Origin of the sequence: Mycolicibacterium aubagnense (genome assembly GCF_010730955.1) — a bacterium.
GTDB classification, from domain to species: domain Bacteria; phylum Actinomycetota; class Actinomycetes; order Mycobacteriales; family Mycobacteriaceae; genus Mycobacterium; species Mycobacterium aubagnense.
The window spans coordinates 1-22,102 of the sequence record NZ_AP022578.1 but is presented as its reverse complement, the minus strand read 5'-3'; the positions used below and the strand labels follow the sequence as shown (position 1 = coordinate 22,102).

The following is a 22,102-nucleotide window of genomic DNA, read 5'->3' as shown; positions in this document are numbered from 1 at the left end:
TCCCAGCCCGAGGGTGGAGCGAGCATAGCAACAACAAGTCAGTGGCTATAGAACCAGCGGACCGATGAGGAAGCGCTCCAAGATGTCGATGCCTGCGGCGTAGAGCTCGGTATGCTCATCCCCGTCTGCGTCGATTTCGGTCAGCTCGACCCGGCCTTGCCCGCGGTCGCGGATTTGGTACCAACTGGTGCCGTGACCGGTCGTGGGTCGCAGCGTGGTCGCGCACTCGTGAGTGCCGACGGTGAATCCAGCGGTGCTGGCCCATCCCGCGCAGGTGCGGGACAGTGTCGGGGCCGGGTTTACCACGGCGCCACCGTAGCCGCACGCCCGCATCAGGATCGATCTGCGCATAGGATCGGCGCCATGGGCAGCAACTTCGCACCCAATCCAGGTGCGGCGATCGACACCGCGGCTCTGCCACTGTGGCGAGCAACTGGACACAAGCACTTTCCGTTCGCTGCGCACGAAGACCGGTGTTGGTGGGTACTGCGGCTGAACTTTGGGTTCCCCAAGCACGACATGTACACACTGTTTGTCGATGGCAGGGCTGCGGCCGACATCACGGCCAGCCCTCATGACCGCATGCCGCTGGTGGCCAGCATCGGCGCCCTTCACTGGCCCAGCGCTGACCCGGCCATCCCGATGCTCGATGAAGCCGCCGCAGCCGCCGTGGTGAGCACCGTCGCCGGCTACGCCGACTACGGAAGCGAACACGGCGACCCGTGCATATTCTGCTCCAGCAATGGCTGAGCGGCGTTCTGGGACACAACTGAAAATTACTGCACGGCAACGTTATACATGCGCAGAACTTGCGCGATAGCGGACTTCATGTCCACCTCGGAAATCGTTAGCACTGTGTCCAACCCGGCAGTGTCGACGTCGATCGCCTCGTCGAGCATGACGCGGACCTTGGCTTTGACGATGGCGGCCTCAATGACGTTGCGCGCGAATCGACCGTTGTTGATGTAATCAACCATGGCCGGGACCTCGGGGTCCGGCGATGTCGAGTTGCAGGCCCATTCGGCTGTGCTTGCGAATGCCGCCCGCGCTTCGGCGGAAAGATTGAACGCCATCCGCTTGCTGGCGGAAAGCTTGAACGGGCTTTGAGCGGTCATCGTCTCGGCGATGGCCACCAGCTCAGACTTTGTGTTGGAACGGAATTCGAGCATGTTCGGGAACCGTCCCCGCATACCCGGGTTGTAGCCGAACATGCCATCGAGCTTGTCTCGGTAACCGGCGAGGAAGATCACGGTGTCGTGGCGGTGATCTTCGGCGAACTTCATGATGATGTCGATTGCGAGGCGTCCGAAGTCACGCTCGTTATCGGCGATGAACAGAGTGTAGGCCTCATCGATGAAAAGCCCACGGCCCCTGGCCTGTGCGAGTATTGCTCCAGTCTTGGCTTCGGTCTCGCCAATCACGCCGCCGACTAGATCAGGCCGAGACTTCTCGATCACCTCCGGGGAGTCGAGAATCCCGAGGCCGAAGTAAATCTTTGCCACAACGCGGGCAATCGAGGTCTTACCGGTACCGGGCGGGCCCGGGACCGCGTGCAGAGCGGAGCGCTCACCCATCTGGACGCCTCTGGCGGCCATTTTTTGGTCGAACATCTGCACGGCCTTGAGCTCGCGCACGTGGTCTTTGACTTCGTCGAGACCGATGAACTTGTCAAGTTCGGCCTCAGCATCGGTGAGAGCCTTCGCGCGTGCTTCCTGCTGTCGCGAGGAACTGAACTCGGCCACCGTCGGTCCGGACGTTTCGTCCCACCGATTGGTGCGCGCCGCGAGTACTTCGCGCGTGGTGACCACGGCGGTGTAGGTCGGGTCCGCCAGCGCCGCAACGGCTTCGTTGTGCGGCACACCGTTGGCGGTGGCCTGAGCGAACGCGGTGCGAGCGGCGTCCTCCTTGCCTAGCGAGCGCTGGCACATGCCGCGCTGAAACGCCGCTTCGGACAAAATCAGCGCCGCGGGGCCATCGGGTCCGCCGATGCCGGCCTGCTCGGCGATCGTGTCAACGCGTTGCAGGTGTTGGAGTGCTTCGCCGTATTCGCCGAGCCCGGTGTGCGCAATACCCGTCAACAACGCGGCGGCCGCGCCCACGATGTCCGGCCTAACTGAGGGGATCGGCTGTGCGGTCCAACCCAACAAGTCGTCCCACCGCCGCGCTACGTAGTAGAGGCAGGCACCGACGTACACGCGCAGCAGAGCCGTGGAAGGCAGCTCGCCCGTGAGGTCGATCTCGGCGAGCAACTGCTCGGCCTGACCGAATTGGCGCTCCACGGTGAGCAGCGCCGCCAGCGCTATACCAATCAAGGCACCGGTGTAGGGGTAGATGGTGATGTACCCGGCGGTGGGTACCGTCGGGGCCAGGTCGGTTTCACCCAGCCCGAGGCGTCGTACCTCCCAGTGCAGGTAGTCGCGGGACTCGTAAGCGCCGCGCAGCGTCTCCACGGTCACCTCGCCGCTCATCGCCAGACCCATCCACGCATCGCACATCTTGGGCTCTGATGTGATTGCTTGCCGGAACGATTCACGGGCCGCTGCCATGTCGGCTGATCCCGAATGCAGGCCCAGGCGAGCGACACCGTCATCGAAGTAGTTGCGAGCGTTCACTGCTTAGGGCCTTTCGCATTGGTCGGATCTATGTCCTGCCGCGCTGGCGTTGAAGGAAATTCTAGGGCCGGATCGTCGTCGGCTCCGCCGCCGGCCAAGTGTTCGATCCCCGGGGCCTCCTGACCGGTGGCCGCTACGTCGTACCCGCCGCTGCCGTCACCGCCTGATGACGGAGTGTCTTGATCCCACACCTTGCTCGGACGACGCCCGTTGGTATCCACAGACTGCGAGCGAGCCGCGACCGTCGGATACGCGGCTTCGCGCCCCGTGGTCTCGTTGAGGAAGTCATAGTCCGCGTCGGTGGGCGGGGCGGCTTCGGCGTCAGGCCATTGGTACCCAGGCTCAGGCCGTGCCCCGTTGCTGTGGTGACGGCCGCCATCGTGCGGCGCATGTTCCTGTCCGGAGCGCTTGTCGTGGTGCCGGTGCGCCAGGTGTGCAGCTTCAACGGCCGCCGCAGCGGGCAACACCACCTCCGGCGCGACGACGGCAGCCGCCCCCTCAGCGGCTACCGTCCCGACCTCCGCAACCTCAGCTCCCTCCGTGGCCGCCGCGCCCGCGTCAGCAGCCTTGCCCGACTTCGCTGCACCGCCCGACGCCCCGCCGTCGGTGGGCCGTGGCTTGACCACGTCGAAGCCCGGAGCGGACTTCTCCGCCTCGGCGCTCGCTCGCACCTCGTCTTCCTCCGAGTCGTAGTCGTCGTCGATGCCGCGGTTCCGCCAATCGCGGTACCGGCGGTGTGCCTTGCGGCCCTGGTCCACCGCCGAGCGCGCATCGTCGTACTGTCCACGGGCTGCGCCCGCGGTGGCGTGGTAAGCGCCGGAGACGTAGTGCCCGATCGTTCCCAGCCCGTCAGCATGAAACTTCTTGTCGATGAAGTGGAACAGCAGCGCGACCACCACTGAGCTCAGCCCGAGCATGATCATCCGCGGTGTCACCATCGCGTCGGGCGATCCGACGCTGCTGGTGGTGAGAAGCCACATGATCCAGCCGGTCACGATGCCCAGATACGCGGTGAACGCCGTCATTTCAACCGCGTGGATACCGATCTGCCACCCGCAATGCTTGGCGAACGCGTGCGCGAGCCAAACCGGCGATACCGAATAGAAACGCTGGGCCGACGATGATGCCGAAAAACAGGGCCTTGAGGCCCACCAGCATCACCGTCACACCGACGTACGTCAGGAACAGCGAGAACAAGGTGATCATCAGCACGTATACGGCACCCAGCATCATGTCGTTGGCGCCGAGGAACTGCGCATGTGCCAGAGCCTCCGTATATCCACATACGCCGCCCTGCTGGTCGCCGGCAGGGCCCATAGCGTGTGCCGGGCCGTCGCCTTGTCCGTTGGCATTGCGAATCGCGGTCGACCAGGCGTCGGCGCAGTTTCCGTGGTTGTCGACCACGGTCCCGAAGTTCAAGGCCTGCAAGGGCCAGCGCACCGCGGCAGTGACAATGTTCGAGGTCAGGTGATCGAGCTGGGCGTCGAGGCCCTGACCCGGTACGTAGCTCCCGTTGCGGGCCATCAGGGCCAGATCGAAGCCGGTAGAGCGGCCCATCGCCATGATGCCGTGATCGGAATAGAGATCCTCAACCGGGTTGCGGAACAAGGTCAACAGCAGAACTGCCATAACCACCCCAGTGCCCCACACCGACCAAGCACTGCCATGGCGGCCGCGTGCCCAGTGCGCGGCGCCGACCGCGATGCACAGCACCACGGCCATCGGGCCGAGCCACATGTCATCGACCAACTTGTGGACCGCCGCGAAGACCGGCTGACCGATCTGGGCGATGGTGACCAGCCACGTGCTCGACAACGTAAACCGCAGGAACCACAAGGCAACTCCCGCGATGAACACCATCGCGGCGGCTTCGGTGGTGAGCACCGTAGCGATCGCGCCGTGGGTGGTCGCGGTTGTCATCGCCGAGCCGATCCATTTCACCCACGTACTCGGGTCGGTGAAGCTGACGCCTTGACCGTTGTTGGTTGCAGCCTCGCTGGTACTGACCACCGACAGGAAGTAGTCCTTGAGCGGCACCCCATAGGTGTCATGCAAACCTGTCCAGCCCAGCCCCGCCGCACCGGTCTCGGCCACGGCGTGCGGGGCAGCCATCAACGCCCACAACGACAAGAACTGCAGGCCGCACGCCAGCATCAGTGGCCGGCGCACGCGCGGATGAAGCGCCAGCCACACCGCGAACTTCTCGGTCATGGTCATGCTGCCTGTCCCACCGTCGGCGTGCTGTCGAAGTCCTCGGCCAATTCGTCGGTGGCGGCGCCGAAAAACTTGACTCGGGCCGCTTCACCGAACTCGTCGATGAGGAAGCCTTCGCCGCGTCGAGACGGGTGAACCTGCCCGTATTCGATGTCGCCGCTGCCAATGTCGCGCCTATCGGCGGGGGACGTGTCGTTGGCGTAGGCCTCGATCAGGTCGGGATACAGCGAGGGGTCAATCTTGGCCCACCGCAACGTCTTCTCGGCCAGCTCCGGGTCCGAAATGCGGAACAGCCATTTCTGGGTGAGGAACTTGTCGCCCATATTTTCGATGTGTCGGTAGTCCTGAACGATGAACGTCCCGCCGGTGGCGTGCTTGCGGCCCTGCAACGTGATTTTGTGGGCGGTGCGCGCCCCTGCCGGGTAGGCCAGCATTTCTTTGGCTTCCTCGAAGATCATCTCGCTGTACTGCTGAGGATTGGCGAACATGTACCGCTGCTCGAGGTCGATCAACAACCCGTAGATGGCCATCCCAGCCAGCTGGCGCAGTTGCAGCCGACGGTACTTCTCAGGGTCGGCGATGTCTTCCTCGTCGGGCAGGCCGAGCCGTTGGTGAGCCAGATCGTCGCCGGGTTACCGCCGGGCCGATACGGCTCGCGGCTGTCGTCAAACACCGCGCGGGTGTACGAGGACGCGGCGGCCGCCTCCAGTCGAATCAGCAGCTCGTTTTCGTCCGGGTTCGGTTGGCGCCGCAGGTATTCGATCAGCCCGCGACTGCTATGAATGCCGTTGCCCGTGCGGTGATCCGGGCGCACGGCCAGCGTGAATTCGGCCTGCATGCGACTGTGGTTGGGTACACCGATCATCGGCAAGAGATGGTCCGCCGCCACGTCTCCTGCTTCCTCGTACGGAAAGTCCACGCACACACGGTCTTTGGTCGGGTTGTACGCCACAGCACCGGGGACATGGCGGAAAGCCTTGCGCCACTCCTCCAACGGACCGGGATCGAACGCGACGATCTGAGCGCCGCGCTTGACCTTCTCGACGCCGGATTTCTTTGTCGCGGCGGACTTTCCGCTCCCCGGATCGCCCACCACCCCGGTGCCGGTGTTGTGGTTGCGTGCCGCCGCGCCTTCGGGGTCGTGCAAGATGATGCGGGGGCGCATCGTGCTCTGATCGACTGCCAGCGCGCTGCCCGTCGAGTTGCCGACCCGCTCGGTCAGCAGCGGCATGAACCGCGACCAGCGGTGCGCGGTCGTCGGGTCCCGAAATTCCTCAACTGGGCCGTTATGGTCGCTGCCCTGATTCCAAGCCTTCCAGAACTCAGCTTGTGATCCACGGAACCGCACGAAGCTGATGCCGACCTGGTCGAGTTCCTGTCCGATCTTCTTGACCGCCTGTTCCAGGTTATGCGGTGAGTCGGCGCCGACCGCGATAACCACGGCGACGTCGAGCTCGCGTTCGCTGGGATTGTGGCGCAGCTCCCTGCCGTATTCGCGTGTCCCGCGCAGCTTGCCGGCGAGCTCCCGACCGGAATCCTCGTCGTTACCGCGTTGCACGCCTTGATCTTTGATGTTCTTGGCGTTGGTCTTGTTGAGGTTCTGGGCTTGTTCGGGAGTCCGCACCGTCAGGTCCTGCAGCCAATCGATGACCGCCGGGGCGGACACGTTGTCCAGGGCATGTAGATAGGCGGCGCCGGTGAACTTCAACCCGGATTCAGGGAAGTGGTTGATCACCAGGAAGCTCTGATAGCTCGGCGGTGCGCTCAGGTTCGCTGGGTCATAGACCCGCACCACCGGACGCATCGTCGGCCACCACCCGCGCCGGCCGATGTTGGCGCCCTCGTCGAGTCCCACACGCCCAAAATCAGCCTGCTGCAACGTGGTCGGGCCACCTCGTCCGGGCATCGGCGTGTGATCGACGCCCAGGCCCACCTGGTGGCGATACTGCCAACGAATCTGTGCCGGTGTCGCCGGGGTGAAGCCGATTTCGTCCGGCAGTGACCCGATGATGTCGGCGGCGAGCGTCTGATAGCGGCCCACCGACTGGTCGGAGTCATGGTCGCGACCGGCGATCCAATCCCACGCCTTCTGCGAGCGCCCGCCCACGGTGCGGCCTTCGCGTCCGGAGTCCACCGGAATCGACAACCACAGCTGTCGACGCACGGGCCCGAGATATTCGCGGCCTTTCTGTTCCTTGTCCAGCGGGTTGGCAATTCGAGGCACCCACAAACGGCAGTACGACACCCACTGCTCTACCCGCGAGTACCGGCCCACCATGTTGCGCAAAATCCGGTCCTGGTCATCGGCGCTGATCATGCCGGACAGTCGGCTGCCCGAGGGCAGATTGCGACCCATCTGCCGCGTCAGCTTGGCTGCCCGCTCGTGCGTGGCCAGCGAGCGCATCGTCACCGCCAACCCCTCAACAAGGTATTCGGCGGTCACCCCCGATGCGGTGAACCGGATATTGCCGATGACCTGCTTCGGTGGATCGAGATCGGCGTCGGTTCGCGCCCCTTTCAGGCTGGAGCCGCCGTCGTAGGACGTACTGACCAGGTGCGGAGCAAACAGTGAATTCTTGAACCATCGCCACCGAATACTCAGTGACGGGCGGGATTTCGGCAACACCAGACGCAGAAGAAAACATGCCACCACGGCGGCGGCCAGACCGCCAAGGAACACCGGCAGCGCATAACCCGAGTCCATATTCACCCGTGCCCAAGTCACCGTGGGAGCCACGATGACGCCGATCGCAATCAGCTCGGGTTTACGGTACGGGCCGCCGGGCCAGCGGCTGCCGGACCCGTCCTCGCCGACAGCGATGTCGACGTCGCGGATACCGCTCCACGTTTTTGCGGTATCACCGACGGCCGGTGCTGCCACCGTTCCACTGTTCTGGGTGACTGTCATCGGCCGTACACACTGCTGCGGTCGGAGTGGATGCCGGTGTCCTTTTGGAACTCGGTGTTACCCCAGTCGCGGATACCGACGGCGTTGACGATCAGGATCGAGAAGAACACGAAACCGAAGAATGTGCCGATGCCCGCGCCAGCCCCTTTACGCCACCCGTGATGCAAACCGCGCACGATGGCGATCGCCAGCGCCGCGGTCGCGCTGACCCCGGCGATGATGTAGTACACGTGATGTGATGCCGAGATGATGTCCATGAGAAGTGCTCCGTCCTAAAAGGGTTTCAGTTCGGCTGTGCCGCAGCCGTCGGTGTTATGGGCGCGATCGACACAGCTGTGATCACGTAGGTCCGGCCCAGGTCGATGTGCAGAAGTTGCCCGCCAACATCGCGAACGCAGATCCACCGGGCGGGCTTGAGGAACGGCGAGGCCGCCGGACGGCGTCGAATCCGTTGAGCATCCCGCACTCGCGGAATGGCCCGAGTCGCTGCTAGCGCCCACGTCGCGAACCCCGAGCGCGTATACCGCCAGAATCGACAAGAACACGAAACCGGCGTATGCGACGACGGAGGACGCGATTGTTCTCCAAAATCTGCCCCGTCGAGCCGCCAGGAACCCCGCTAGCAGGGCTGGGACCGCCCCAATTGCGAGGATAACGAGATACACGTTGTGCGAAACCAAGTGAAGAAGTCCATGAGACGTGCTCCGTTCTAAAGGGTTTCGGTTCCGGCTTTCTTGTTGCCTGCGGTGTTCTAGGTGTGATTTCCGCGGATTTCCACGGCTGAGATCAGATAGTCGTGGCCAAGGTCGATGTGCAGACCGTTCCCGCCAGTTCGCGAGACACAGACACCCTGCGACGGACTCGAATTGACCAGGCAACGCGCCGTGTCGGCGCGGGCCGAATTGCGGGTGTAGATCCCACGGATGTCGCCGCCGCTGACGAAGAAGAACGACATGATCGCGGCAATAAAGAATGCGACGATGCCCGACGCAGCACCCTTGCGCCACCCGTACCCAAGCGTTTGCAGGATTGCTACCGCAGCGGCCACCAAGCCCGACCCCGCGCAGAAGAAGTAAATGTGGTGCGACGCCCACGTGAAGAAACTGAGAAATAAGTCTTTGAAGGTGTTCATCAGATCTGCTCCGTTCCAAAGGGTTTCAGTTCGGCTGTGCCGCAGCCGTCGGCGCGGCCGGAGAGGCCGTCGAATGGGTGGACATCTCCGGTACCGGGTCGATACCGGAGACAAACCAGGCGCCGCCGCTGGCACGCAACGTCACCGCGATCGACCAATCACCGGGGGTGTATTGCTCGTCGTGGGTCGACACTTCTAAACGCACCTGCAGTTCGGTGTTATCCGGCGGATTGTCAACAGGATTGGACGCGGCGGTCACCGTGGTCAGGGTCGCGGCCGCGTAGCGGTGCAACGCCTGCAATCCCGAATCGGTGGTGACAAAACGTTCCAGCCCAGCGGAATTGGTCAGATAGCACGATGCAAACCCCGAGAGCATCGTGAACAGCGGCGCGTTCGACGGGATGCTCACCGGGTAGTTCAGCTCAATCTTGACCCCGGTCGGGGGCGCCCCGATCGGGGTCAGATTGTCCAAAGCCATTGGTGCGGCGTGGTCATAGACCCCGACCGACAACTGAAAGTAGTTGCGTACCCTGGGTGCGGTGGCATACGCCTGCTCGGTCACCCCGACCACTACCGCGTACGTGGTGACGTGCGGCAAGGACGGGCCCCACGGGTTGGCGTAGGCCCCCGCATTGGACACGATCACTGCCGGCGTGGTGGGCAGCGTGAACTTCTCCGGGCGTGGAAAGCACTGCCCCAGGTTCTGGGTATCGACCGCGCTACTCGTCAAATACCGTGTCACACAGTCGATCGCGAAGGCCTTCGCCAGATCGGCTTGGCTGTCGACGGTGTGCGCGATGGCCGCTACCGGTAGCGGTGGGTCCGGAAACACAGCCTTCCAGGCGATGTGCAGTCCGTTGATCGACGACGACCCGATCAAGAGGGCCAACGCTGTACGGCGCGTAAGGAGACCCCCCGTGCTCAGACGCTTGCGCCAGGTGTTGGTGATAGGTGACATCAGCTCGCCCTATGTCCGATGATCTTGATGGAGCTGACGGCGAACGTGCCGCCGCTGGGGTCCTGCGAATCCGGATCGGAATTGGCAGTGGTCGCCGGCGGGGGATTGTCGCTGTTCGGTGAGCCAAGAATCGATCCCAGCATTCCCCCGCCCGGGCCCGCCGGTGCGGTCGGGGTCGGTGCCGCTACAGGCGGTCGGCTGGTCTGCTGAATCGTGACCGTGATCGCCGATGCGTGAACACTCGGGATCGCCATGACCACCTCGCCGCGCTTGTTGCCGGTGTCCTGCGGTTTGGTTGTCTGCTGCAGATCGTTGAAGCCCCACTGCAATCGGCTCACCACGCGGTGCAATAACCACGGGTCGCCCTGGTCGCCCGGGCCGGGTTTGACCGCGCCCGGCACGATCGCCACAGCCGTGATCACGTAGTCCCGGCCCAGGTCGATGTGCACGACTTGCCCGTCAACAGGACGCACGCAAATCCACGGGGCCAGGGCCTGAGGGTCGGAGAGGCTGTTGGCCGACGTCGACCCGACCGGGCAGTCTGCGCTTGCAGTGAACGGAATCGGCGCGTCGGCCGATGCCGGATTGGCGCCGGTCGGTGGCGGCGGCACTTGCTGAACCGGCATGCGCGCTGCGGCCTGAGGGCGAGACGGGGGCGGCGCCGGCGTAGAGGTCAGCACGGTCACGCCCCAGGTCACTAGCGTGCACGCGGCGACGGCCCCGAGTGAGACCGCAGCGACCCAGGGGTTGAAGCGCCACGACCGGCGTTCCGGATCATTGCCGGAATCATCTGAATTGCCCGGTGCAGCTTCACCGTTGGCTGCCACCCCCGCACGGTCTGCGACATCGGCCGGCGCTGGCTCACCTGATCGGGCCGCGCGCCAGCCGGCTCGCTGGAGTCCCCGATCGTGGGCGCGCCGTCCTCGGGATCAGCCGCTGCCGAGGGTGGGGTTGGCGTCGGCGCTGCCGGTAGTTCGTGGTCGGCCTCGTCATCATCAAGGTCCACCGGGTCCAGGTTGCGTTCAGCCGCGGTGCTGACGCCGATCGAACGTAGCCAGTCCTTATCACTACCAATGCTCACGGCCGAGCCCTCCGCACCGCGCGCCGGTGTACGCGCCCCGAGGTCGGCCGCGCTGTACGTCGCGCAGGAGCGTGGGCATCGCGAGCCGGGGGCAGCTGGGCGGCGGCCACTTTCACGTAGCCGTCCTCGCGGCCGCTGCTCAAACCGCTGTCGTCTCCGCGCACCAGGTACACCCGCCCGCGAGGTGCGCTTCGGACCGGCAGCGGTACCGCCGGACGAGCCACCGCAGGCTCAGTGGTGATTCGGGACCACTGGGTGCGCAGCCGGGCATCATCGGCGCACTGCTGCGCTTTTCGGCCCCGCCGCCAGTGCACCACCGCCACCGCGACCAAGACCAGCACGATCAGCGGCAACAGCTTGACGATGGCGTCCACCACCACGGCGATCAGCGCCGCAACGATGCTCAGCAACAACACAACGGCACTGGCGAGAACCGCCCCGGCCGCCATCAACGTCTTCATGACGGTTTCCCTGCCTTTCCTGGTCTACTCCGGCGCTCGTGTCCTACCGACGAAACCCGGACATGAGTAGCTTCATGGGTGACAGTAGACGTTTATGGGTGAATATGTCGACATTGATAGACGAATTAGGAGGAAAATAGGTAGCTTCATGGGTGTGAAGATTCCATCGTCAGGGCCGGCCCGGCTCGATCACTACGTATCCATCCGCATCGGCGCCCTGCGGATGAGCCGCATCGAGCTCGCCCGCCGCGGCGGGCCGGACCGCAGCACCCTGCACAAAGCCACCACCGGCGACCGCACCCTGTCCACGCGCACACTGACCCGCCTGGACCAGGCCCTCGGATGGGCCGAAGGCACCTCGGCGGCGATTCTCGACGGCGGCGAACCGGTATGCGCCAGCAGCGACGCCGCCCACGTCCAGACCGTCCTGAAAGTCTGCGAAGACCTCGTCGAGCAGAGCGTCGAGTCCTCACCGACGTGCGCAAACTGCTGGCCGAGATGCGGCCGCCGCAGGAGGTCGACGTCAATGCCCGCTGAGGTTTTCGACGACCAGCGCCGCGCCTGGATCGCCGCGCACACCGGCGTTTTCATGTTTCAAACCCGCCGCGCCGAGCTCCTCGGTAAGCGAATCCGCGCCCGCGTCCGCGGCGAAGTCGGCGCACGGCCCGATCCCCACGACGACAAAATCACCCCACCGCTGATCTACCGCCTCGACGGCAGCGGCGTGGGCGCCGTAGAAATCGTTCTGGTCTTGGTCTGCGCCGCCATCGCCCCGATCGGCTGGGCACTCGAAAAGTCCTCTACCACCAACTCACCCGGCTCATTCCCGAACGCCTACGCGCCTACCCCATCCCCGCCCTGATCTGGGCCTCCATCCCCTGCGCGCTTCCGCTGCCGTTCTACGACCCCACCTCGGTCGCACTCACCGCCACGATCCTGATCCCCTGGCTGGTCGCACAACTGCCCGCGATCTTTCTGGCCGCCGGCCTACGGCCTTCTCGAAGGTTGGCTCGCCGTTGATGGCTCGTCCGACTGGTGGCCCCTCACCCCCGAAGCCGGCGACGTCGACGACACCCTGTTCCTCGGCGCCGACACCCATGCACCGATGGTCACCATCTTGGACCCCAGTCCAGCCCCGCCGCCGCGCCGCCGCGTATCCCCCTCGACCACCAACCGATTCCGCACGCCGCCCACCATCCGCTGGTGGCCCATGATCGTCGGCACCGGCGCCGCGTCCCTGTTGGCCGTCTGGACATTCTTCGCACTGCTGTCTGCGGTCTTGACCATCCCGAGCCACCTGCACGACACCACCTACACCGACCCGTTCACCGGCACCACCACGCTGACCGAACGCTAACGACGCTCCCGTTGGGGCTGCGAAAGGCTGTGCACCACACCATGACTGCACCTGTCACCACGCATCAAGCCCCTACGGAGAGCCGGGCGACACCCGGAACACTCCGGCAGCCAGCGGACCGCCGAACGCATCGTGCCCGCCGACGGTCCCCTGCCGCTACCACTAGGACGTCCAACATCTTTCGCGCCACCGGCGACCCGATGGCCGGCGTGCACCGAATGCGGACAGCCGGTGACCTGCGGACAAGGCATCCGCCACTTGTCCTGCTCGCCGCGACGCCAGACCTGCTTTGAACCGATGCCGTCAACCGGCCACAAATGCCGAACACGCAAGCAGGACAAGGGATCGTGACCATACCCGGGACGCCACGGCAAACCCTGCAGTACCGCAAGGAGAGTCAGCACATGCACACGCCGGCAACCGATGCCCTGCGGGCGCACCTGACCACGCCGATGGGATCGCCGCTGTCGACTACGCGCATCCGCCGCTGATGGTGCCCGGCGAAAACCCGAACGCGCGCAACACCGAAGTGGTGTTTCTGACCGTCTCGATCATCACCTGGCCCCATCCCTACAACAACAACCAAACTCCGTCATCGCCGGCCGCATCCCCGCATTCAGTGATCGGCTCTTCTACGTTGCGCTGGCGTACCTCGCGCACTTCCGCCATCAATGCGACCAATGCGACCGCATGTGGAGAGCCAACGACCAACGCTGGACCGACATCCCCGACAACAACGCCCTCGGACACGTCGGGCGACACGACTTAAGTCGGCAGTCGCCGTGACTCGCTGAAGATGCGGGTCGTAATCAAGACGCAGGCCCAAGCTCGCGTACACCTCGGCGCGTTCGGCCCCGGTCGCCTCACCAAGTACGGCAGATAAACCACCTAGCGCTTCGACTATCTCGCTGATCTGTGTTGCCGACAGGACGTTTGGCAGCTCAGTTCGCTCAAGGCTGGCCCTTAGCTCGTCACGTTCAGCGGTGCGACGCCGTAACGCAGCCGTCAAATCCTCAACGGCCACACCAGATTCCACCGCGCTGACCAAGGCAGCGATCTTGTGATTCACTTCACCTAGTTAGCGCTGCAGAGCGGCGTAGCCGGTCCCTGCAGTTGGGTCAATGTCCTGCCCCCGCGCCAGGTCGTCAGGATTTGCAAGACTGGCGATCCAGTTATCGAGCCGAGGCGTCAACACGTCCTTACGGAGGTAGACACTGCGCGGGTGATCGCTCAGATCGACAGGTACCGAACGCGACTTACCAAACTCGCAGCGATAGAGAATGCGCGTTGTTTGCTTTCCTGGACGCGCTGCGCCCTGCATACGCCGGCCGCACGCGGCGCAGTAGAGCAGCCCACGCAGCGCGTACGGCACGGTCGATTCTCTGCTGCATACAAGACCTGGACCCCGCCGGCTCTGTATCCGAAGACGAACAGCTTCTGCCAGTTCATCGGAAACCAAGGCCGCGTGCGTCCGCCGGTCGGGGGTGATCCAGTCCCCATGGTTCCGCCATCGCATTCGCGTGGCATACCCAGCGGCGACGTCATCGGGGTCGACCAGCACCTCGTATTTCTCCTGCTTGCCCCATACGCGGACACCCGATAGGCAGGGTTGTCGAGAATCGCGCGGATCGCTGAATGGGACCATCCACGCGGATCGCGATGACTATTCCGGGCCGGGTCATACTGGCTCGGCGACGGTACGCCATCATCGGTGAGCTGCTGCGCGATGTACCGCAGGCCAGCCCCATCGGCGTACATTCGGTAGATCCGCTCGACGATCGGAGCGGTCACCGGGTCGCGTTCGAGGCGGTGAAGCCGCTGGCCAAGATTCGCTTTTGCAGGGTTCGGGTGCGGGCTGGCGTCGACGAGCCGGTAGCCGTACGGTGGTCGACCACCGAGATATCGGGACGTGTCCTGCGCGAGCGGACATCGCCGTACGGACGCGCATCTGGATTCGCGCACGCTCGCCCTTGCTCATCCCGCCGAAAAGCGTCATCACCAAGTCGTGCGCTTCGGAGCCGGGGGCAACCGCGCCGCCAACCGCCGGCACCCATAGGCCGACGCCGTAGTGCGTGAGCCGGGAAGGTGAGGGCGAACTGCGGCCCATAGAAGGCACGGGCCGGTTCCCCGATCACTACAGCATCGAAGCCGCGGTCTCTGGTCGTGACATCAGCGAGGAGTCGCGAGGCCTCGGGCCTGCGCTTCCACGGGAGAGAACGACTCTGTCCGATATCGAAGTAATCAGTGACGATTGCGCCCCCGTGCGGAGCGATCAGATCGACTGCCCGTCGCTTCTGCCAACTACGGCTCGCCTCGATCTTGAGCGTCCTCGGTGCTTACTCGGCCATAAAAGGCGAACCTCATGCTCACGCGACTCCCCTGTCTCCTCCGAGCGTCCGGTCCCGTATAGCCAGTATTACGCGGATCAGGGCGCGGTTAGCTTCGCACGGGAGGACATAGTCTTCGGGCACCACGATTTCAGCACCTCCCTCTGACAAAATCCGAGCACTGACTTGGTCGCCGCCTTCGGAGTGCGGGTGCGCGGTGTTGGAGTTGTCAATCATCACGGCGCCTTGGTCGATCCGATTGCTGGTCACGGACCTCCACCAATCCGGTGCGCCTGGTCTTGATATGTCGCAGGCTGGCCGAAACAGCCGGACTCGGTCGCCTGTCGTAGCATGACCAGCGCGATCGATTTCCCATCCAATCTGGTCCGCGGTATCCATCTGATCATGTTGCGCTGCTGCGGTTTTGGCGTCTTGGTTGCGGTCCATTCAGCGCGGTGGACACGTAGTGCTGTCATGGTGGTCGAGTAGTGGCGAGATTTGGTGGTGATGTGGCCGCGGTAGCCAGGTGTGTAGCCACCGGCCTATCCCGGTCCATGGCGACTCGCGCGCGGCATCGGTGACGGCGTGGTGATCAAGAGCAGCAATCGCGAACAGAATAGACCGGGTGTGCTCGGTAACATCAAGGGCGGCAATGGCTTCGGTGGACAGGCGGCGGGCGGCTATCCCGAAGTCCTGCAGGCTCTTGGTGACGTATTTGGCGAGGTAGCAGGCCACGCGGCGCGCAGAAAACCCGCTGGCCAGGCCGGCATTTGAAGCATCGTGGATGACCGATGATTCGGCAGTCAGCGATTGAGTGTCGATCTGAGTGCCGAACCGCACGGCAACCGCGGCAGCAGTGTCCTCATCGCCGGGAGTGTGAATGGTGTGACCAGCAACTGCCCGGTGCGGGTTCGGGACGGTGATCGCGATGCCGTGGTCTCGTCGTTGGCGGGGTCGAGGCGAATGAGAGCGTGGATGTGCGGGACGGCGCGAGCTTGCTTTTCGACGACTTTGACGAAACTGACGCGCACCGAATCCAGATCACAACCTAGGACCTTCAGTTCCTGCCGAACGGCGCGGCGCAGGGCGATCGTAAAGCGCCGCCACGGTTCGGGCAGGTGCCAGCTGAAAAACAGCACGTGGGACAGGTAGTCGTAGCAGGGTCCGCACAAGGGCTGGCCGACAAGTGGATCAGTGTGGTCGTGAATGTGGTTGCACGACAACAGTTTCCCATGGATGCACCGTTCGGGCTGGCCGGTGTGGCGCCATGCACGGCGCCGAAGCCAGGCGCAGTCAACGTCAGAAACACCTGCGGGCGGACACTGACGCTGGCGGGACGTTGTGGTGGCCACCGGCGGCGCCGGCATGCACCAGCTGCCAGGTGTCCCGGGCATAGAGATCCGAACACGATGGGCAGATGTGGGCACGGCGATTGTTGCAGCGGGTCCACGCCACCTGCGCACGCCCGAAGCGGTCGACACCGGCCAGTTGGATGGGGTGGGCGCAGAACCCGACTGATTCGGCGCGCCGCCACCACTGATCGAACCCTACTGTGGAGGCGCGCCGCACCATCTGGCTGATCACCGTATCGACGTCCAGGACGGTGCCGGGCGTTGTGGGGATACCCGGCAGCGTGATCGCCGGTTACCGATCCTGTCCAGTCGATGACGCCGCGGCGGTGGCCATCGTTTACCCCTGGTCCTCGGTGCCGGTGCTGTCGTTGCCCGTCGCGGTGCGTCCGCGGCCCGGGTGCACGAAACGAGCGGACCAGTGCGGCGATGTCAGGATCAGTGACGTGGAACGCCCGCACCCGCGTAGGTTGTGCGGCGCCGTCGATCATCACGTAGCCCACGCCGGGGGTGCGGTCATCTATTTCCTCGCGCACCGCCCCGGCATCACGGGCGCCCTGGCCCAGGACCATGGCTGTTTGAGTGAAGCGTCCTGGTCTGGATGGAGACCTTAGTTAGGCCACCTCCGGTACGGCGGTGACGGTGTCACGGTAGCCGTTTTCGTAGGCAGTCGGCGAGAGATAGCCGAGCGAAGAGTGCAAGCGGGTGGTGTTGTACCAATGCACCCAGGTGGCTGTTTCGCGTTCGACTTCGGCCCGGCCGGTCCAGGATTGGTCGCGGTCGATCAGTTCGGTTTTGTAGAGTCCGATCGCTGATTCCATCAACGCGTTGTCGAGGGCATCACCGATCGAACCGATGGACCCGGCGATGCCAGAGTCGCGTAGTGCGTCAGTGAACGCCAGTGAGGTGTACTGGCTGCCGGCATCGGAGTGATGGACCAAGGGCGTGTCAAATGGTCTGTGTAAGTCCTGTTAACGGAAGGATCGCAGGACGTGACGACAGGCAAGAACATGGATTCGGCGCTGGTTGAGGCGGCGTCCACGGTGGAGATGGCCGAGGCGCTTCGGGCATCGGGCGCGGTCGATGAGCTGCTGGCGCAGGTCGATACTGGTGAGTCGCGCTGACCGGTGAAGGCGGGCTGCTGCCCGGGCTGATCAAGCTGGCCCTCGAACGCGGGCTGGCCGCCGAGCTGACCGACCATCTGGGCTACGAGAAGGGCGACCCGGCCGGCCGGGTGCTGCCCAACGCCCGCAACGGCTCCTCGCCCAAGACGGTGCTCACCGAGGCCGGCCCGGTGCCTCTGGAGGTGCCGCGAGACCGTGACGGCTCGTTCACCCCGACCCTGGTACCTAAAGGCCAGCGCCGGATCGGCGGGCTCGATGACATGATCATCTCCTGTATGCCGGTGGAATGACATTGCGGGACATACAATTTCACCTTCAGTCCACGATTGGGACCGAGGTGTCGCATGAGACGATCTCCAAGATCGTCGACGAGATCTCCGACGAGGTCCTGTCGTGGCAGCGTCGGCCGCTGGAGCCGTTGTATCCGGTGATCTACCTTGACGCACTGATCGTGAAGGTCAAAGACGGCGGGCACACCAGCAAGGCCGCCCATATCGCGGTCGGCGGTGGATATGGCCGGGGTCAAGCATGTTCTGGGGATTTGGGTCCAGCCCAACGAGGGCGCCTCGTTCTGGGCGTCGGTATGCGCGGACCTGGCCAACCGGGGTGTCAGGACGTGCTGATCGTGTGCTGCGACGGGCTGACGGGGTTCCCCGAGGCCATCGCGGCGACCTGGTCGCACGCGTGCAGACCTGTGTGGTGCATCTGATCCGCAACGCACTGCGGTTCGTGTCCTACGCCGATCGTGGGCGGTGGCCGCCGCCCTCAAGCCGATCTACACCGCACCCAATGCCGAGGCTGCACAGGTGGAGTTGGACGCGTTCACCGCATCGGAGCTGGGAAGAAACCCCACGGTGACTATGGTTTTCGAACGCGCGTGGGAACAGTTCATCCGTTTCTGGCGTTCCCGCCCGAGCTGCGCCGGGTGATCTACACGACCAACTCGATCGAGTCGCTGAACTATCAACTGCGCAAGATCATCAAGAACCGCGGCCAGTTCCCCAACGATGCCTCAGTGGTGAAATTGCTGTGGCTGGCGATCTGCAACATCGAAGACAAACGCGCCGCGCAGCGGGCCAAAGAGCGCGGCAAGAAGCAGGGCCGGACAGCTCCCGGACGCCTCGTGGAAGGACAGGTGGTCACCAACTGGAAGAAGGCACTCGAACAACTCGCCCTGGTTTACCCAGAGCGCATCGAACGCTATCTGTAAGCACCACAACAACTACTCAGACGAACAATCAGACAGGCGATTTACACAGAAAACTTGACAGGCTCTGGACCAAACCTGTTGTGGTGAAACGGAAATCTGTTCTCTTGCGGGTGAACACAGCCTGTTCCAGGACGCTGGTCACCAACGGTGTGGCCTTTGTCGACATGACCCGCCATCCCAGAATCCGGCGGGAGAACACATCAACACAGAACGCCGTGTAAACGAACCCTGCAGTGTCCACACGTAGGTGAAATCAGCGACCCACCATTGATCGGGCCGGGTCGGGGCACCCACTTTCGGTCGATCAAATCAGGGTGCCGCGCTGCACCGGGTCTGCGGCGGTGGTGATCGTGGACCGCTTGCCGCGCACGGTTCCCGTGATGCCGCAGATCCGCATCAACCGGGCCACCTGGTCCTGCCCATCTCGTGACCAGCATGTTTCATCGCGTGCCACAGCTTGCGGACCCCGTAGAGCCGGCGGTTGGCCACATAGAGCCGGTGCACGGTGTTGGCGGCGGGCCTCGGCCCAGGCGGCGTCGCTGACCGGGCCACGGGCTTTGGCCGCGTAGTACGTGGACGGGGCGATCGGCAGGCCGTGCTCGACGATCACCGAAGTCGGCGGTCGACCTCCGCCGCCGCGAAAAACGCTGTCGCGGTCTTCAAAATCTCATTGGCCCTGCGTAATTCAGCGTTCTCCCTGCGTAATGCTGTGAGCTCAGCAGCCGGGTCCTGGCCCTCATCGCGGGGTGTGGAAGTGCTCGTCCCGTAGCGAGCTTCGACCCAGTTGCGCAACGTGGCCTCATTGATCCCGAGAATCTCCCCGACATGCCGACGAGCGCCCCTGCGGAACCACCAACCTGCGCAATCCGGTCCTGATACATCCGTACCGCCCGCTCACGGGTCTCCGGGTCGAACTTCCTCTGTGCAGCCACAGCCACATCCTCCTGGTGCGATCACGGACTCCACCAGACCCAGGACGGTTCACGGCGGCAACGCCGTACTCACCAACAGCGTTCAGCAAGCCAACCGGTCCGGCGCCGCCATCACACTAGGCCTCTACCCCAGCCGAGAAGACTGGGACCACGCCCGCACCGCTGCGGCACTGGTGAGCACCATGCACGACGACATACATGCAAGTGAGCTGGAAGCGTCGATCCTGCTGGCCGCCTACCCCGACTACCTGCGCGACGGATGGGCCAGCGCCGAACACGCCGCCACCGACCTGCGCTACCTGACCACCGTCGGCATGCGCGCCTATACCTCCAGTGGTGTCATCTACCCGTCATACGCCACCGCCGACAAGGCTACCGCATCCTCGATGACCTGGGGCAGGCCGCGAAATCCCTCATCGACCTCGTGACAGCACGGGGCCTTTAGCCCAACGACACCGTGGCGGCTACCGTCCGCTGGCGCTCCCGTCCGCTGCCACGAACCACAAGCCAATATCCCGAACAACGCCGGCTCTCTACACCAAGCCCAAGTCACGCAAGCCGCGCCACTGCGCCCTAGGCGCACGCTTGTCCCTCGTCACCTCTTGCCGGGTCCGGCGCGCAGCCCACCCTGCGACACCATGCCCCGTCCAGAACCTTGCAAGCGCCCGCAACCCGACCGTGAGGGACTCTTTACTGGGATCAAGTCGATGCGGCACGTTGCCACCAGCTGGACACCGAAGCCGCCCGACTCGAACGCCGCGTCGACACCATCACCGCCATCGCCGCATCCGAGCTAAAGCGTCGGGCCCGACACCGCTGCCAGGCTACTGACCGCCCTCGGCGACAACCCCGCTCGGATCGGCAGCGACGCCGCTTTGGCCAAACTCTGCGGTCAGCCCACTGGAAGCCCCCAGCGGCAAAACGATCCGCCATCGGCTCAACTGGGGAGGCCATCGCGACGCCAACCGTGCCCCGCACGTCATCCTGGTGGTGCGCATGCGCCGTCATCAGCCCACCCGCGACTAGTTCGTTCACCGCCTGGCCGAAGGCAAAACCAAGAATGAGATCATGCGCTCCATCAAGCGTTACATCGCCCGCGAGATCTACCACGCCCTCCGCCAACCCAGCAGAAGAACCAACGAACTCATTGCCTGAAGATAGGAGCATCTGGTATCAAGTCCCGAAGGGCACCCGATCCGCAGTGTCCACTCATTTCGTGGCGATATGGCACCGCTGTAGATGCCATCAATCCTCCTCCCAGGTGAGTAATGTGCAGGTGGCAAATCGTTCAGGGTCATAGGGAACGCGAGATGATTTCCTTCATCACCTCATTTGTGCCGGCGTAGATTTTCTGCACGCGCTGGTCCACCCAATCTCGAGATGGGGTACTCGGTCATGTACCCGTATCCGCCGTGAAGCTGCAAACAGTCATCGAGCACCTTCATCGCTCGCTCAGTGGTCCACCATTTCGCCATGGCGACGGTCTGGACGTCGAGTTGGCCCGCGAGGTGTAGGTCGATGCAGTAGTCCAAAATACTCGTGCAATGCGCGTTTCGGTTGCAGCTTCGGCCAAGATGAATTTCGTGTTCTGGAAGCCGAAGACGGGCCGTCCGAACGCTTCCCGCTCACGGGTGTATTTGAGTGTCTGCTCCACGGCAAGTTCCATCGCCGCGACCGCCCCAACCGCGACGATGAGCCGCTCTTGAGGTAGCTGCGTCATCAGCTGACTGAAACCGTGACCCTCGGTCTCGCCCAGGAGGTGCGAGCGGGGAACTCTTACGTCGTCGAAGAACAACTCGGAGGTGTCTTGTCCGCGTTGGCCGATTTTGTCGAGGACCTTGCCGCGCCGGAATCCGGGTCGATCGGCTTCGGCGACGATCAGCGAGATGCCGGCGGCGCCCTGACGGATCTGTCTTGGCGACGACGATGATCAGGTCGGCTTGCTGACCGTTGGTGATGAAGGTCTTTGCGCCGGTGATCACGTACTCGTCACCGTCAAGAATTGCTTTGGTCTTGACACTGCAGATCAGAACCGGTCCCTGGCTCCGTCATGGCGATCGCACCGATCATTTCGCCTGAGGCCATCTTGGGCAGCCACTGCCTCCGTAGTTCTTCGGCCGCATACTGGAGGATGTAGTGCGCGACGATTCCGCTGTGCAGCCCTGCGCCCCATGAGCTGTCCCCGACTCGGGCTTGCTTTTCGAGTACGACGGCTTCGTGCGCGAATGTGCCGCCTCCCCCGCCGTATTCTTCGGGTATGGACATGCAGAGCAGGCCTAGTTCGCCGGCTTTGTGCCACAATTCTCGGTCAACTTGGTGCTGGTCTGCGAAACGTTGCGCATGTGGTGCCAATTCGGTCGAGAAGAACTTCGCGGCAAGGTCACGAAGCTCGATCAATTCGGCGCTCATCCAGGAGAAATTGATGCTGTCACAGGAT

The 22,102-nt window shown here is 64.0% G+C and carries 17 protein-coding genes and 8 pseudogenes; 8 read left to right on the top strand and 17 right to left on the bottom strand.

The window, feature by feature from the left end; all coding sequences use genetic code 11:
* Window positions 1-45: 45 nt before the first annotated feature.
* Complete coding sequence (locus G6N59_RS29235; protein WP_138233501.1) at window positions 46-351, bottom strand: Imm61 family immunity protein; 306 nt, start codon at window positions 349-351, stop codon at window positions 46-48.
* A 12-nt stretch (window positions 352-363) separates the two neighbouring features.
* Here G6N59_RS29235 and G6N59_RS29230 point away from each other — a divergent pair, with 12 nt between their 5' ends.
* On the top strand, window positions 364-750 hold the full coding sequence (locus G6N59_RS29230) for a hypothetical protein (RefSeq protein WP_138233500.1): 387 nt from the start codon (window positions 364-366) through the stop codon (window positions 748-750).
* Window positions 751-776: 26 nt separating this feature from the next.
* On the opposite strand, the gene G6N59_RS29225 is transcribed toward G6N59_RS29230, so the two are convergent.
* The 10 genes from G6N59_RS29225 to G6N59_RS29185 all read right to left on the bottom strand — a co-directional run bounded on the left by G6N59_RS29225 (window position 777) and on the right by G6N59_RS29185 (window position 11,366).
* Window positions 777-2,612, bottom strand: coding sequence for an AAA family ATPase (locus G6N59_RS29225; protein WP_163912225.1), 1,836 nt, complete (start codon window positions 2,610-2,612; stop codon window positions 777-779).
* Window positions 2,609-3,637 (bottom strand): hypothetical protein, encoded by a 1,029-nt coding sequence (locus G6N59_RS29220; protein WP_163912222.1) that lies wholly within the window; start codon window positions 3,635-3,637, stop codon window positions 2,609-2,611. The genes G6N59_RS29225 and G6N59_RS29220 overlap by 4 nt, the downstream gene beginning before the upstream one ends.
* 1 nt (window position 3,638) lies before the next feature.
* The gene (locus G6N59_RS29215) at window positions 3,639-4,829 is read right to left on the bottom strand and encodes a hypothetical protein (protein WP_163912219.1); all 1,191 of its coding nucleotides are present in this window, start codon (window positions 4,827-4,829) and stop codon (window positions 3,639-3,641) included.
* Complete coding sequence (locus tag G6N59_RS31370) at window positions 4,826-5,380, bottom strand: ATP-binding protein (protein ID WP_235678784.1); 555 nt, start codon at window positions 5,378-5,380, stop codon at window positions 4,826-4,828. Before G6N59_RS31370 ends, G6N59_RS29215 begins: the two co-directional genes overlap by 4 nt.
* Window positions 5,335-7,707, bottom strand: coding sequence for a putative type IV secretion/conjugal transfer ATPase (locus G6N59_RS29210; RefSeq protein ID WP_235678776.1), 2,373 nt, complete (start codon window positions 7,705-7,707; stop codon window positions 5,335-5,337). The genes G6N59_RS31370 and G6N59_RS29210 overlap by 46 nt, the downstream gene beginning before the upstream one ends.
* Before the next feature lie 23 nt (window positions 7,708-7,730).
* Window positions 7,731-7,991 (bottom strand): hypothetical protein, encoded by a 261-nt coding sequence (locus G6N59_RS29205; protein ID WP_138233497.1) that lies wholly within the window; start codon window positions 7,989-7,991, stop codon window positions 7,731-7,733.
* A 494-nt stretch (window positions 7,992-8,485) separates the two neighbouring features.
* Window positions 8,486-8,866, bottom strand: coding sequence for a hypothetical protein (locus G6N59_RS29200; protein WP_163912216.1), 381 nt, complete (start codon window positions 8,864-8,866; stop codon window positions 8,486-8,488).
* Between the two features lie 25 nt (window positions 8,867-8,891).
* A complete protein-coding gene (locus tag G6N59_RS29195; protein WP_163912213.1) occupies window positions 8,892-9,755 on the bottom strand; it encodes a hypothetical protein in 864 nt (287 codons plus the stop codon).
* Window positions 9,756-9,823: 68 nt separating this feature from the next.
* Window positions 9,824-10,651, bottom strand: a complete 828-nt coding sequence (locus tag G6N59_RS29190; protein WP_163912211.1) for a hypothetical protein — start codon at window positions 10,649-10,651, stop codon at window positions 9,824-9,826.
* A gap of 250 nt (window positions 10,652-10,901) precedes the next feature.
* On the bottom strand, window positions 10,902-11,366 hold the full coding sequence (locus G6N59_RS29185) for a hypothetical protein (protein ID WP_138233493.1): 465 nt from the start codon (window positions 11,364-11,366) through the stop codon (window positions 10,902-10,904).
* 154 nt (window positions 11,367-11,520) lie between these two features.
* Here G6N59_RS29185 and G6N59_RS29180 point away from each other — a divergent pair, with 154 nt between their 5' ends.
* The 3 genes from G6N59_RS29180 to G6N59_RS29170 all read left to right on the top strand — a co-directional run bounded on the left by G6N59_RS29180 (window position 11,521) and on the right by G6N59_RS29170 (window position 13,214).
* Entirely contained in the window at window positions 11,521-12,228 is a 708-nt protein-coding gene (locus tag G6N59_RS29180) for a helix-turn-helix domain-containing protein (RefSeq protein WP_163912208.1), read from the top strand.
* A gap of 243 nt (window positions 12,229-12,471) precedes the next feature.
* Window positions 12,472-12,723, top strand: a complete 252-nt coding sequence (locus G6N59_RS29175; RefSeq protein WP_163912205.1) for a hypothetical protein — start codon at window positions 12,472-12,474, stop codon at window positions 12,721-12,723.
* Window positions 12,724-13,070: 347 nt separating this feature from the next.
* Window positions 13,071-13,214: a hypothetical protein gene (locus G6N59_RS29170; protein ID WP_163912202.1), complete on the top strand. Its 144-nt coding sequence runs from the start codon at window positions 13,071-13,073 to the stop codon at window positions 13,212-13,214.
* Between the two features lie 248 nt (window positions 13,215-13,462).
* Here G6N59_RS29170 and G6N59_RS31715 read toward each other — a convergent pair.
* The 4 pseudogenes from G6N59_RS31715 to G6N59_RS29150 form a co-directional block, all read right to left on the bottom strand.
* A pseudogene (locus G6N59_RS31715) lies at window positions 13,463-15,093 on the bottom strand (recombinase family protein); the annotation flags it as partial.
* Window positions 15,094-15,279: 186 nt separating this feature from the next.
* Window positions 15,280-16,688 (bottom strand): annotated as a pseudogene (locus tag G6N59_RS31710) (replication initiator).
* 105 nt (window positions 16,689-16,793) lie between these two features.
* Window positions 16,794-16,983: pseudogene (locus G6N59_RS29155) on the bottom strand (FtsK/SpoIIIE domain-containing protein); the annotation flags it as partial.
* Window positions 16,984-17,013: 30 nt separating this feature from the next.
* Window positions 17,014-17,346, bottom strand: a pseudogene (locus tag G6N59_RS29150) (transposase); the annotation flags it as partial.
* 45 nt (window positions 17,347-17,391) lie between these two features.
* On the opposite strand from G6N59_RS29150, the gene G6N59_RS32055 reads away from it, so the two are divergent.
* The 3 genes and pseudogenes from G6N59_RS32055 to G6N59_RS32045 all read left to right on the top strand — a co-directional run bounded on the left by G6N59_RS32055 (window position 17,392) and on the right by G6N59_RS32045 (window position 18,733).
* Window positions 17,392-17,523 carry a hypothetical protein gene (locus G6N59_RS32055; protein ID WP_306789649.1) on the top strand — a complete coding sequence of 44 codons (132 nt, stop codon included), beginning with the start codon at window positions 17,392-17,394 and terminating at the stop codon, window positions 17,521-17,523.
* Window positions 17,520-18,232: pseudogene (locus G6N59_RS32050) on the top strand (IS256 family transposase). The gene G6N59_RS32055 and the pseudogene G6N59_RS32050 overlap by 4 nt, the downstream one beginning before the upstream one ends.
* Before the next feature lie 43 nt (window positions 18,233-18,275).
* Window positions 18,276-18,733: pseudogene (locus G6N59_RS32045) on the top strand (transposase).
* A 67-nt stretch (window positions 18,734-18,800) separates the two neighbouring features.
* Here the strand turns inward: G6N59_RS32045 and G6N59_RS29140 are convergent.
* Window positions 18,801-19,665: pseudogene (locus G6N59_RS29140) on the bottom strand (IS3 family transposase); the annotation flags it as partial.
* On the opposite strand from G6N59_RS29140, the gene G6N59_RS29135 reads away from it, so the two are divergent.
* Window positions 19,656-20,093 carry a creatininase family protein gene (locus G6N59_RS29135; protein ID WP_235678770.1) on the top strand — a complete coding sequence of 146 codons (438 nt, stop codon included), beginning with the start codon at window positions 19,656-19,658 and terminating at the stop codon, window positions 20,091-20,093. The pseudogene G6N59_RS29140 and the gene G6N59_RS29135 sit on opposite strands and share 10 nt — an antisense overlap.
* 866 nt (window positions 20,094-20,959) lie before the next feature.
* Here G6N59_RS29135 and G6N59_RS29130 read toward each other — a convergent pair.
* Window positions 20,960-22,074: pseudogene (locus G6N59_RS29130) on the bottom strand (acyl-CoA dehydrogenase family protein).
* Window positions 22,075-22,102 lie beyond the last annotated feature (28 nt).

What these genes read in the sequence shown, in the direction of transcription:
- G6N59_RS29235 (WP_138233501.1), bottom strand. Translation starts at nt 351, where the DNA reads ATGCGCAGATCGATCCTGATGCGGGCGTGCGGCTACGGTGGCGCCGTG.
- G6N59_RS29230 (WP_138233500.1), top strand. Translation starts at nt 364, where the DNA reads ATGGGCAGCAACTTCGCACCCAATCCAGGTGCGGCGATCGACACCGCG.
- G6N59_RS29220 (WP_163912222.1), bottom strand. Translation starts at nt 3,637, where the DNA reads ATGACGGCGTTCACCGCGTATCTGGGCATCGTGACCGGCTGGATCATG.
- G6N59_RS29215 (WP_163912219.1), bottom strand. Translation starts at nt 4,829, where the DNA reads ATGACCATGACCGAGAAGTTCGCGGTGTGGCTGGCGCTTCATCCGCGC.
- G6N59_RS29205 (WP_138233497.1), bottom strand. Translation starts at nt 7,991, where the DNA reads ATGGACATCATCTCGGCATCACATCACGTGTACTACATCATCGCCGGG.
- G6N59_RS29200 (WP_163912216.1), bottom strand. Translation starts at nt 8,866, where the DNA reads ATGAACACCTTCAAAGACTTATTTCTCAGTTTCTTCACGTGGGCGTCG.
- G6N59_RS29185 (WP_138233493.1), bottom strand. Translation starts at nt 11,366, where the DNA reads ATGAAGACGTTGATGGCGGCCGGGGCGGTTCTCGCCAGTGCCGTTGTG.
- G6N59_RS29175 (WP_163912205.1), top strand. Translation starts at nt 12,472, where the DNA reads ATGGTCACCATCTTGGACCCCAGTCCAGCCCCGCCGCCGCGCCGCCGC.